Annotated in this window: 8 protein-coding genes; all 8 read right to left on the bottom strand. The window is 50.3% G+C overall.

All coding sequences use genetic code 11. The annotated features are described in order from the left end of the window. Positions 1-114 precede the first annotated feature (114 nt). Positions 115-2,763, bottom strand: a complete 2,649-nt coding sequence (locus tag DESDE_RS08655; RefSeq protein WP_014793657.1) for a translation factor GTPase family protein — start codon at positions 2,761-2,763, stop codon at positions 115-117. A 224-nt stretch (positions 2,764-2,987) separates the two neighbouring features. Continuing rightward, positions 2,988-4,289 carry a DUF362 domain-containing protein gene (locus tag DESDE_RS08650; protein WP_014793656.1) on the bottom strand — a complete coding sequence of 434 codons (1,302 nt, stop codon included), beginning with the start codon at positions 4,287-4,289 and terminating at the stop codon, positions 2,988-2,990. A 115-nt stretch (positions 4,290-4,404) separates the two neighbouring features. Next, a complete protein-coding gene (locus tag DESDE_RS08645) occupies positions 4,405-6,051 on the bottom strand; it encodes a long-chain-fatty-acid--CoA ligase (protein WP_014793655.1) in 1,647 nt (548 codons plus the stop codon). Between the two features lie 53 nt (positions 6,052-6,104). Further along, positions 6,105-6,971: a 3-hydroxyacyl-CoA dehydrogenase family protein gene (locus tag DESDE_RS08640; protein WP_014793654.1), complete on the bottom strand. Its 867-nt coding sequence runs from the start codon at positions 6,969-6,971 to the stop codon at positions 6,105-6,107. 28 nt (positions 6,972-6,999) lie between these two features. After that, complete coding sequence (locus DESDE_RS08635) at positions 7,000-8,811, bottom strand: acyl-CoA dehydrogenase family protein (RefSeq protein ID WP_014793653.1); 1,812 nt, start codon at positions 8,809-8,811, stop codon at positions 7,000-7,002. A gap of 43 nt (positions 8,812-8,854) precedes the next feature. After that, on the bottom strand, positions 8,855-10,330 hold the full coding sequence (locus DESDE_RS08630) for a 4-hydroxyphenylacetate 3-hydroxylase family protein (RefSeq protein ID WP_014793652.1): 1,476 nt from the start codon (positions 10,328-10,330) through the stop codon (positions 8,855-8,857). 23 nt (positions 10,331-10,353) lie between these two features. Further along, entirely contained in the window at positions 10,354-11,133 is a 780-nt protein-coding gene (locus tag DESDE_RS08625) for an enoyl-CoA hydratase/isomerase family protein (protein ID WP_014793651.1), read from the bottom strand. Between the two features lie 244 nt (positions 11,134-11,377). Continuing rightward, a complete protein-coding gene (locus DESDE_RS08620; protein WP_014793650.1) occupies positions 11,378-12,769 on the bottom strand; it encodes a sigma-54 interaction domain-containing protein in 1,392 nt (463 codons plus the stop codon). Positions 12,770-13,103: the final 334 nt, after the last annotated feature.

Below are 13,103 nucleotides of genomic sequence, written 5' to 3'. Positions count from 1 at the left end.
TAAATTGCGCAAATTAAAAAAGGACATATTGAGGACGTGATCCACAATATGTCCTTTTTTCTCCAGACTCTAAAGATGATGAGCCGGTTAATGTCGGTTGCATTTCCAACGGATTTATTCTTTCTCTTCTTTAAGGAGTTCCTTTATCTGCTGTTCTGTTTTAGCAGATAATGCATCCTTGAGATAATTACGGGTTTCCGTTTGTTTTGCCTGATAAGCCTGCCTGACACTTTCATTGGCCATTTCGATTTCTTCTTTCAGATCCTTGGCGGATAATAAGGCACATCCCGCTCCCCTGATAATGATCTGTTGTAAACCGTCCGACGTAGCAACGGCTATATTGAATTTTTTCTGATGATCATAGGCAAATCTTTCAATATATTGATCCGCCGTTTGAGCTTCCTTGGTATAGACGATGCGAATAGTATCATAGTCGACTACTTCCTCAGGATGCCCCTGAACACGGTAAGCATCAAAAACAACCATAATCCGGCACTTGCGAATCCCCTGATAATTGCTTAAGGTATCAAGAAGCCGCATTCTTGCACCATCCATATTATCTTTGACAAGCTCTTTCAGTTCAGGCCAGGCAAAGATAATATTATAGCCGTCAACAAGAAGATAGTCCTCCTTAAGTTCTTTGAACTTATGTAAGTCGGCAGTGGGTCTATAATAACTTTCTGCGGCTGTTTTCCGTTTCTGCCAGACCGATTTTTTGCCCTGGTTAGCATAATAGGTCTGGTTAAGGATCCTGTCGATCTCTTCCGGATCGATCCACCTTTCCTCAGAATAGGATGCCTGAACATAAGGACCTTCCTCGAATAATTCATGCTCTTTTTGGAAGTAGCTTTCCACATGCATATAGTCCTTTACTTCATCCCATGGAACCAAAAATCCGGAACCATGGGCACAGAATACCGAACCTGTTGGATTATCCACATCCCTTTCCGAGTCATATCCGGCCTTTTCTATGACCTCTTCAGGATTATGACAGGGTTCATAACCCTTCAGACTGCAAAAAAGCCTGCCAAGACCTTTAGTGTAGGCCATGACCTCTTTGTGATAGTTCCTCATGGTAAGCACTGGAGCACTTCCTGTAAGAACTGCTATATTCCCCTCTATATGAGTAATCTGACAGGTACCATGCATTTTCTCAAGGTCGGTCATGGCACGCCCCACCATTTTTTCAGGCAACTCCAGATGAAACGAATAATAGGGTTCCAACAGGATGGATTCTGCCGATTTTAATCCCTGACGTACCGCACGATAGGTAGCCTCTCTGAAGTCGCCCCCATCGGTATGCTTAGTGTGGGCCCGGCCTGACACTAAAGTAATTTTCATATCGGTAATCGGAGCCCCGGTGAGAACCCCCTTATGAACTTTTTCTTCCAGGTGGGATAAGATGAGTCTTTGCCAGCTTTTTCCCAGTACATCCTCACTGCATTCTACCCCAAACTGCAGACCGCTTCCCCGTTCCCCCGGTTCCATTAATAAGTGAACCTCCGCATAATGCCGCAAAGGTTCAAAGTGCCCTACTCCTTCAACCACACCCCCAATGGTTTCTTTATAAACAATCCTCCCTGAGCCGAAGGACACCTCGATGCCAAATCTGCTTTGGATCAGGCTTTGCAGGATCTCCAGCTGCACTTCTCCCATAATCTGTACCTGTATTTCACTGAGCTGCTCGTCCCAGACCATATGCAGGCCCGGATCTTCTTCCTCCAGCTGGCGCAGCTTGGGAAGCATCACTCTGGGATCACAGCCTTCCGGAAGGAGAATTTGATAGGCCAATACCGGTTCCAACAGGGGGGCATGAGAAGCTGCCTCTATCCCTAACCCTTCTCCCGGCTTGGTCTGAGTGAGTCCTGTTACTGCACAGACTGAGCCTGCTTCCACCTCATTCACTGCTTCGAATTTTTTCCCGGAATAGATGCGAATCTGATTGACCTTCTCTTCCCATACTCCATTGCTTAAACTATCCCTTACCTTCAGCCTTCCTCCCGTAATCTTCATATAGGTAAGGCGGTTGCCCTGTTCGTCTCTGCCTATTTTAAACAGTTTAGCCCCAAAGGCTTCCGGATAGGAAGGTATGTGAGCATAGTTCACCATCCCCTGCATCAATCCCTCTACGCCCTCTAGTTTTAAAGCGGAGCCGAAAAAGCAGGGATATACTTTACGCTTCCTAACCGCTTCTATAATCTGTGGAATCTCTATCTGTCCCCGATCCACATAAGACTCCAGCAAAATTTCATCACTCATGGCCAATTGGTCATAAAAATCATCGGCCTCAGTCTGTCCAAATTCAATACATCCATCGCTGAACTGTTGTTTTAATTCATTCATTATTTTTTCTTTATCCGTACCCACCTGGTCCATTTTATTAATAAATAAAAAAACTGGTATCTGATAGATGGCCAGCAACCGCCATAAGGTTTTGGTATGTCCCTGTATCCCATCCGCTCCGTTGATCACTAAAATGGCATAATCCAGCACCTGGAGGGTTCTTTCCATTTCCAAGGAAAAATCCACATGGCCCGGGGTATCCACTAAGGTAATTTGTACATCGCCCACTTCCAGCATGGCCTGTTTGGAAAAAATAGTGATCCCTCTGGCCCGTTCCAGCTCAAAGTTATCCAGATGAGCGTCCTTATTGTCCACCCTGCCCATTTTGCGAATAGCACCGCTCAAATAAAGCAAACTTTCTGATAAGGTTGTCTTGCCCGCATCCACATGGGCACATATGCCGATGACCAATTTCTTCATAATCTGTTTTAATCCTTCGCTGTCCATAGTGATATATATATAATACCAGCAAGTGGGGATTTAATAAATTGTCTATTAAACGCTAATATTTAGGAGCTATTCCCTATTCAGCTTTATGCACCTTTAGCAATACCCTGTAAAGTAATCATCAATTACTCTACAGGGTATTGCTGTTCAATGTATTCCCCATGTGCGGGAGTTGCCTGTCGCTTGATCCCTTTCCCTTACTCCACATTCCAATAAACTAGATCAAACCCTTCTTGCCCTTTGTAGCGGTCGAGAAGGTAGTGGCGGAAACGCACGTATTCTGCGTACTCACACTCCACTCCTTCTTTGGCCAATTCCTCGGTGAACTTCTTCATGTCCGGCGGGCATCCCCAGAGCTTAATTGCTTTTTTGATATTCGGATGATCCTTGTTATTATGGCAGGCACATTTCCCGAAGAGCACCGTCAGATCGAAATCTGCCCCAGCCAACTGCTGCTTGCCGGTGAGCACTTCTACATTGGGAAATGGCTGGCCTTTAAAGGCTGAGCTGAGAAGGATTAACATAGGATTGTATTGGACTGAGCAACCGGTGCAGAGGCTGCTGTCGTATTTGCGGACTGCCAGCCCGCTGATCCCCCGCTTCTTAAATCCGGCCGGTCCGGTATCATCATCAGTCCATTCCCAGTCGTAATCGATGAATTCCCGGTGGTCGGAGATTTTTTCCCCTTTGATTTCATAATCATCCAGGTCGAGGCTGCGGCCGTGCCGCTGGGCATAGTTGACCAGATGGGCAACATCCCGGGCATCATAGCCGAGAATTGCAGCCCCAGCCAAGTCACAGGCAAGGGGATCCCGGGAAGCGATCAACAGATCCTTACGGAAAGCTTTGCCGGTAGGAGCTGGACCTTTTTCCAGAGTAAAGAGCCCGTCTAAAATCGTTAAAGCCACAGGCAGTTTCTCAATGATCCGGGGAAAGGTTGCGCTAAGCTCCAGATCTCCCAAGCCATGACAGTATTGTTTGGACGCTCTGTTTAAGCATCCTTTCAGATTTTTGATGCCCAGGGATACTTTGGCCTGATTATGGGTCTTGAGAACCGGGACATTGATCATCTTATCCATCTCCAGAACCTGCTGGGCAATGTTTAAAACCATGCCATCGCCATAATCGACAGGGAGAAATTTTCCGGCGTTAAAATCAGCCAGTTTGACACCGTAGCGCTCCTGGAGATTTTTATAGCCCAAGGCAGTGAACACAGCATCCCCTTCCGGTTTGGCATTCATTATTCCACCTTCCCCGATCGTCAGATCCCGGAAGCCGTGCTCGGCCAGGATATGCACCAAGGCAGCGATCACAGTACTGGTGGTCACCACTCCAAACGGGGCAAAGGGCAGGTCAAAATCCCAACTGACGATATTCGGTTTGATCATGATCTTGTCCCCGGTATTTAAGCCGGCCAATCCGTCACTGAGTCTGAGCGCCTGGCGCAAGGACTCCTGCACATCCTGGGCGGCTTTGACGATGGCAACAGTGGATTTCATACTCTCTCCTCTTTCTGTTTAGTATTATCGCTACTAACCCATGAATTGCGGTTGATCTTGCTCTGGAGGCATCAGGCGTCTCCCCGTCGAAGGTCAGTTTCTGATGATCTCCCCATTAACCGTTACTGCCTGCGGCCTTGATCTTTGCCAATTCTTCGGCCACCAATTGTCGGCGCAGGACTTTGCCGACGATGGTCCGCGGCAAGGCTTCCCGGAATTCAATCTGGCGCGGGACTTTGTATGCTGCCAGTTTGGTGCGGCAGTATTCGATAAATTCCTCGGCCGTCCCTTCCGTATCCGGGTTTAAGACAATATAGGCCTTGACCGTTTCTCCCCTGTAGGAATCGGGAATTCCGGCCGCCACCACTTCCTTGATTTTAGGATGCTCATAGAGCACTTCCTCAATATCGCGGGGATAAATATTATAGCCGCCGGCAATGATCATGTCCTTCTTGCGGTCAATAATATAGAAATAACCGTCTTTATCCATCTTGGAGATATCTCCGGTATGCAGCCAACCGTCGCGCAAGGTTTTTTCCGTCTCTTCCGGCTTTTCCCAGTACCCTTTCATGACCTGAGGACCGCGGATACAGAGTTCCCCGACCTCGCCGATGGGCAATGTATTGTTTCCAGTCTCCAAATCGACGATTTTGCTGTCCGTATCAGGAAGGGGCAAACCGATCGAACCTGCCCGGGAGGGACGATCCAAAGGATTGCTGTGGGTAACCGGAGAAGCCTCGGACAGGCCGTATCCTTCCTGTAAATTCCCTGCTCCACCAGTGATTTCGGCGAACTTATGGGCTACTTCCAGAGGAAGGGGAGCGGAACCGCTGTTGCAGACCTTGATAGCCGCCAGGACCTCTTTATACTCGGCGGCCCGGGGATGGTTGTTGATGGCCAGGAACATCGTCGGCGCCCCGGGGAAAAGGGTAGGACGGTATTTTCGGATCGTTTCCAGGAGCATATCCACATCAAAGCGTGGAAGGATAATCTGCGTCGCAGCTATGGCGATAGAATAATTGACACAATTGGTCATCCCATAGACATGGAAGACCGGCAATAAAGTAATAATCCGTTCATCGCCATAATTCATATCCACCGCCCATTCAATCACTTGCAGGGTGTTGCAGATCAGATTACGGTGGGTGAGCATGACCCCTTTGGATACCCCGGTTGTTCCTCCGGTATACTGGAGGACGGCGATATCTTCGGCCGAATCAATGGATACGGCCGGCGGAGTCGGTTCAGATCCGGCGATCAACTCATCGAGGGAGTAGAAATCCTCCCCGGCCTTGACCGGGGTAAAGTTAAACACGATCACCTTACTGAGGGAGGTTTGATCAAGGACGTTTTTCACCCGAGGGTAAAGGGGCTCAAAGACGACGATCCCTGAAGCTCCCGAGTCCTTCATCTGGTGAATGATTTCCCGTTCCACGTACATGGGGTTGGTTTGCACCACGATGACGCCCAGCTTGAGCAGGGCAAAGTAAGCAATTATCCACTGGGGACAATTGGGGCCCATCAATCCGATCCGATCCCCTTTGCCGATTCCCAGTCCGGCGATGGCCGTGGCCAAGCGGTTTACTCTATCCCCAAACTGACTGTAAGTAATTTCCCGGTCAGCAAAAATCATGGCAATAGTATCCGGCATGTTGGCCACGGTTTCATCGAATACCTGGCCCAGGGATTTGTCCGGATAATCGAGGTGGTGCCGGACTCTGGCTGGATAGTGATTAATCCACGGTTTACCTCTTGTCGACATCTTGTCATACCTCCTCAGGTTTGCAGATTAGATCTCTCATTCCTTTCCCACACTTATTCGTATGAATAGAACCCTTTTTTCGTTTTACGGCCCCACTCTCTTTTAGCGTATTTTTCCACCACCAGGGGCGAGGGCTTATCCTTGGGATCCCGTGTTTCTTTGTAGAGCTCCATTCCGATGTAATAGGAGAGGTCAATCCCGGTCATATCCATTAGCCGGAACGGTCCCATGGGATGCCCGAGAGCATTGGTAACGGCGGTGTCAATTTCTTCCGGACTGGCAATCCCGATATCTGCCAGGAAGAGGGCCTCATGATTGATAGCGGCCAGAATCCGGTTGACCAGGAAACCATAGATTTCTTTCTTCAACCATACTCCGGTTTTCCCCATCTTCTCGCACAGATCCATGGTGATTTGCGCCGTCTCCGGGGAGGTATGGTTACCCTGAACCACTTCGACCAGTTTCATCACCAAGGGCGGGTTAAAAAAATGCATATTGCAGACTTTATCCGGGCGCCGGGTCGCATCGGCCACTTTAGAACTGACGATAAAGGAACTGTTGGTAGCCAATATGGCATGGGAAGGAGCGATCCGATCCAAATCGGCAAACAGTTGGCGTTTGACATCGATTTTCTCTACGGCAGCTTCGATTATAAAATCCGCGTCCTGAGCCGCTTCCTCCAGACTGGTGGTGAAGCTCAGATTAGCCAGCCCCAGTTCCGCCTGTTCCTGGGTCATCTTCCCCTTGGCTACCCGCTCCGGCAAATAGGTGCGTGCGAATTGGCCCGCTTTATCCAGCATTTCCTGGCTGATATCGGTGCATTTCACTTTATACCCGCTCAATGCGGCGCAGAGGGAGATTTGGTGGCCCATGGTGCCGGCCCCGATCACACAAATAGTCTTAATGTCGTCAATCGTCATTAAAGACACCTCCATTAATTAATTTGATTTAGAATGCCTCTTCAGGAATTTCCAGGGCGGATGTGTCCCCGTCGTCAATCACCTTGACCGCAGTGATCACATCAGGAACACTATTATGGATATAGAAGCGGGAACCGGCTACCTTTCCGGCATAGTAGGGATCAGCATTCCCTTCGTCCAGTTTGGCCTGAGCGATCAGGGCTTGCTGCATCAGGAGACATCCGGCATATAATTCTGCGGTAAGGCGCAGGATGCGGGTGGAAAAAAGAGCTATCTTGCGGATGTCCTGGGTAAAATAGGCCATGACTGTGCCCAAAAGCCCCTGATAAGCATGGAGGGCTTTGCCCAGGATCGCAAATTCAGACGCAAAGTGTTGATTCTCCCGGTTTTTCTGAATGAAGGTTCCCAACTCGGTCAGCCAGTCCCGGAAGACCTTGCCATTGTCCAAGCGCCATTTGCGGCCGACTAAATCCAGGGACTGGATGAAGTTGGTTCCCTCCCAAATGGAATAGATCTTGCTGTCCCGGGCTTGACGGGCCACCGGGTATTCCTCGGTATAACCGTACCCGCCGTAAACCTGGATCGCTTCGGTAATCATCAGCCAGGCCTGGTCAGAGCAGTAAGCCTTGATCAGGGGGGTGATTACCTCCAGTTTTCCCTTGGCATCATTCACCTCAGCCGAATCCTCTCCAAAGGCAATCATGTCAAAATAATAATAGGCTTTAAAAATCATGGCCCGCATTCCCTCCAGGGTTGACTTCTGGGTAAGGAGCATGCGGCGCACATCTTCATGCTGAATGATCGGTTTCCGACCGGCCTTGGGGTCAGCGATGGGGCGGCCTTGAATCCGTTCTTTGGCATATTGCACTGAATTGTTATAGGCGACAGTGGCCACGGCCAAAGCACTGTGCCCCGTGTCCACCCGCGCCCCGTTGATCATCTTAAACATCTGAGCCATTCCCTGGCCGACTCCTCTTTCATCCGGCGGGCTGCCCAGCAAAACGCCCCGGCATTGCTCCTCCTCCCCGAAACCGAGTACGGCCGTGGAAGAGCCTTTGAGGCCCATCTTGTGTTCGATGCTGACGGTAGAGACGTCATTGCGCTCCCCGAGGGAACCGTCCGGGTTGACCCAGTACTTGGGCACGATGAAAAGAGATAAACCTCTGGTGCCGGGGGCTGCGCCGTCCACCCTGGCCAGAACCAAGTGGATGATATTCTCCGTTAGGTCATGATCCCCTCCGGTGATAAAGCATTTTGTGCCTTTGACTTTATAGATCAGGGGATCGTCGGTGGGGTAAGCCTTGGAGAGCATGTCACCGACATCGGATCCACCGCCCGGTTCCGTCAGGCACATAGTACCTCCCCACTCCCCGGCAAACATTTTTGGGGTATATAACTTAATCTGTTCCGGGGAACCAAAGGCTTTGATCACGGAGGCGATCCCGCCGGCCAGACCGACGTAGGGGGTAAAGGCCGGATTAGCTCCAATCATAAACTCATGGACCGCGCCGTAGAGCATGGATGGCAGAGTGCCCTCAGCATCCACGTCTTTATTGCTGGAGCCCCAGCCGTTTTCCTCGACATAGCGGAAGGCCTTATGAAATGAAGGGGGTACACTCACCTGGCCGTCACGGAGTACGGCACCCATCTGATCCCCGTCATCATTGGTGGGAGCCACCACCTCCCGGCATACTTTGAGAGATTGATCAAGGATGCCGTCCACATCATCCAGGCTGAATGCATCACGGAAACGCTTCAGTCCCAGGATCTTTTCCCCATCCAGCCACTCTTTGATAATGAACTTGTGATCCCGGTTGTCATAGATGTATTTGCTGCCCAGAACAACTCCTCCTTAAGCCTGATTTTCCAGTATTCGTTTAATTTTATTTTGAAGACCGGGGCGCCATTCCGGCAATCGCCCTGACAATATCCTTTTTCCCTTCGATATCGTACTGGGACGTGATGGCAATCTGCTCCATAATTGGTGAGCCGCCGCCATGGTAGGCTCCATAGTTGGTGGAAGCTGCCAATCCGGAGAGGGTAAAATCGGCGAAGGTGAGCCAAAACTTAATTTGCTCCTCCACCGGGATTTTCGGATTCCGGCTGAGGTACTTCTCCAGGAGCGCTCTCGTCTCTGGATTGACCAGATCCTTTTCATAGGGGAAGGTTGCCGGCATGCCGCCGGCGATATTGCACAGAATCTCCTGCTCGTGAAAAACCGCCTCACCGGTCAGACAGCGGCCGACATTGCAATAGATGGAATTAGGGATGCACCCCCCCGGCCCGTAAGGAACCAACCCCTTGCCAGGAAAATAAATCTCCGGTTTGCCCATGTCCGAGGCGGTATAGCCGGCGGAATATCCCAGTTCTCCGGTCATGATCAGCTCGGAGAGCATCTCCCGCACATGGGAAGTCTTCTCGATTCCATTGATCTCTGCCGCCAACCCGGCCAGACCAATCACATAATCAAGCATGGCCGGCTTGCACCCTGAGTAGGAATGGCGGTGGAACAGAGCAAAGAGCAGAGCGGCGATCCCCCCGTGTTCGACCTCTCCACACAGGAAAACCCGCTCCCAGGGAATGAAACAATCGTCAAAGATCACGTAGGAATCGGAGTATCCGGTGTCGATCCCCCGCTGGTAATGCTCCCGTTTGCGATTATTATGGAAATGAACCACTTGCTTGATCCCTTCATAATCCGAAGGAACAGCAAAGACCACGGCGTATTCTTCTTCTCCTTTTAGCAAGGCCCGATTCGGCACCACAAGAATTTCATCGGAAATTGAGGCTTCGGAAATGTGCACTTTGGAACCGCGGACCACGATCCCGTCACTGCGCTCTTCCACCACATGTACATAAACATCGGGGTCAGTCTGTTCTGCCGGCCGCTTCAAGCGCTCCCCTTTAACATCGGTCTGGGCGCAGCTGACCACCAGATCTTCTCTCTGAAAACGCTCCAGCCATTTAAGCCAGTTGTCATAGTACCTGGTCTTGGCCCGCGGAGATTTTTGGGCTTCAAATGCTACGGCGTTGATCGCATTAGCGGCATCAATCCCCATGCAGCGTTGGATGCAGGAACCTACCTTGTTGCAGAGGTAGCGGGTCATGTCCTGCTTCTTATGCAGATCCAGCGGGTTTTGATGAATATGGTTGAAGCGGTTGATGGTTTCGCCGGTCAGGTGGGAGACCGCCGTGCATAGTTCCCGGCTGGCCGGATCCCAGACTGCATCAAAGGTCAACCCCATGACATTGATGACACTCTCCTGCCGTTCATCCAAGCGATCAATTTTTTCTCCATTACAATAAAGATTGCGGTTCATTTTCCCTAACTTTTCACTATACTGAGCCCGAGTTCTCATAGTCATCCTCCTTTAAGTTTTGTCTACTGCCCTTTGAAGTCAGGCGGGCGTTTCTCGATAAAAGCGCGCATTCCTTCCTTTTGATCCACGGTGGCAAACAACAGGGAAAAGCATTTATGCTCGTACTGTATCCCGGCTTCCAGATCCATTCGCAGTCCTTCGTCAATCGCGGATTTAGCCAGGCGCAAGGCTACGGCTCCCCGGGCGGCAAAGCGTTTGGCCATTTTCAATGTTTCTTCGCGCAGTTGGTCGGCAGGAACCACTTTGTTGACCAGGCCCACCCGCAAAGCCTCATCGGCATTAATAAAATCGCCGCTGAAAATCAGCTCTTTCGCCTTGCCGGCTCCAATCAGACGAGGCAGCCGTTGGGTGCCGCCGGCCCCGGGCAGGATACCCAGTTTGATCTCGGGCAGACCGAATTGGGCGCTGTCTGCAGCAATCCGCACATCGCAGACCAGGGTCAGTTCACAGCCGCCTCCCAAGGCAAAACCGGCAATAGAAGCAATCACTGGTTTAGGTATAGTTTCAATCAGGCTAAATGCCCGGTGGGACGGCCTTCCGCCAATAGCTGCATCCACAGCCGAAAGGTTGGCCATCTGTTTGATATCCGCCCCAGCCGCAAACACCTTATCCCCTCCGGTAATGATCACGGCCTGTACAGAAGGGTCAGCTCCCAATTCCAGAGCCACATCCCCCAGTTCGTTAAAGACCTGGCCGTTCAAAGCATTCAGTACTTCAGGCCGGTTCAACGTGACGGTGGCAATACCGTCGGCAATATCCACCAAAATTGTTTCGTAGGCCATTTCTGATTCTTCCTCCTCTTGTATCCAATTAACTGAATTATCCGAATATTAGTTTGCTGAGCACTCCCTTCCCTGTCATTTCATTTGACTAAACTCTCTATATACAAGAATCATGCCAACTTCCCAACAAAAGAGAAAAAGCCTTCATACAGGGGATTACCTGCCGAAGGCTGATCACTAGGTGTATAGTTAGGATACAACTCCATACTTCTTGCTTGTCATTAAGTATACATTGGAAACACTTTTACTTCTCAATACCGTAACGGCGCAACTTGTCATAGAAGGCCCGCCGGGAAATACCCAGAGCTTTCATGGCTTGGGAACGATTGTTGTTATAAGTGGCCAAAGCGGTCAGGATCATCTCTTTCTCCACTCGGGCTACTGTTTCTTTCACATCATAAGGGCGATCATGGTGGTGCCTGATATCGTTTTGGGAGATCAGGTACCCGGGCAGATGCTGCAGCTCGATGACCGAACCGCTGCAGACAATACAGGCATGTTCCAGGACATTCTGCAGTTCGCGGATATTTCCCGGCCAATCATGGGCCTGAAAAACGCGAATGACATGGGGGGATAAGCTCATCTCCCGGCCAAATTCGGCGGAAAACTGCCCCAGGAATGTAGTGGCCAACACCATCAGATCATCCTTGCGCTCCCGCAAAGGAGGAAGGAATAAAGGTACGATATTCAGACGGTAGAAAAGGTCGCTGCGGAAGGTTCCTTTCTCCACCATGGTCTCCAGGTCGCAATTGGTGGCAGCAATCACCCGGATATCCACGCCGATGGTCTTGGTGCCGCCGATCCGCTCCAATTCCCGCTCCTGCAGAACCCGCAGCAATTTGGCCTGCATCGCGATGGACATATCTCCGATTTCATCAAGAAAGATCGTGCCGCTATGGGCTAACTCAAATTTTCCCAGTTTGCCGCCTTTTTTGGCACCGGTAAAGGCTCCTTCTTCATAGCCGAACAACTCGCTCTCCAGCAGAGCCTCCGGAATGGCCGCACAGTTGACCTTAATCAACGGTTTATCCTTGCGCCGGCTGCAGTTGTGGATCGCCCGGGCCAGCACTTCTTTCCCCACGCCGCTTTCCCCGCGGATCAAAACCGTACTGTCGGTCTTGGCCACTTTGGCTGCCAGAACCAGGGTCTCTTTTAAGCGGGGATTCTGGCCCACGTATTCTTTGAACGATAAAGGAAGTTGCTCCCATTGTTCCAGTTGCTCTTTCAGGTAATCGGCTACCCCCTGAGTGCGTTTCAATTCCTGATTCAGGTGCACGACTTCTGTAATGTTTTTGAAAATGGATACTGAACCGAACACTTTATTATTTTTGATCAGGGGAAAGGTACTGCCAATCACGTGGATACCCAACGAATGGAGATAGCTTTGACCATAGCGAACCCTGCCCTTACGCAAGACATCGATGGCTGCAGCTTCCGGTTCGATCTTGGACAGTTTGCGCCCCAGCACCTTGCTGACCGGAACGCCCAAAATTTGGGCATAGGCCTCATTGGCAAAGACGATAGTGGTATCCGCATCCAAGACCAGAACGACATCACTGATCTTGTTCAGAATGTCAAAGAGCAGTTCCTGATCCCATTGGGGGATCACTTCGGTAGTCACCGCATGTGCTCTCACGGCCGTTCTTTCCTTTCCTTCTGTGCGTTATGTAAACATTATAGCAGAAGAAGAACGCACCATCCTATTTTTGGTCTGAATGGTTGTTTTTCCTATTCCAATGGCAACCGTTACTAAGGGATTACTCCCGGTTCCGTTTGGGTATACGTCCCTTTATTGGCAGCCCAATGCTCAGGCAGCCTGGATCAAGTTGGGTCAAATAAGCCTTTCCTTCATCGGTACCATTAATTATTTAACAAACACTGTTGAATATGATGTAACAGATGTAGTACTAGGGGCATCTGATCCCTGGGGAATAATCACTAATCTCAAACTTAATCACCAAACATATCCT

Source organism: Desulfitobacterium dehalogenans ATCC 51507 (assembly GCF_000243155.2).
GTDB classification, from domain to species: domain Bacteria; phylum Bacillota; class Desulfitobacteriia; order Desulfitobacteriales; family Desulfitobacteriaceae; genus Desulfitobacterium; species Desulfitobacterium dehalogenans.
The sequence above is the reverse complement of the archived record's forward strand: the minus strand, read 5'-3'. Positions and strand labels throughout refer to the sequence as shown.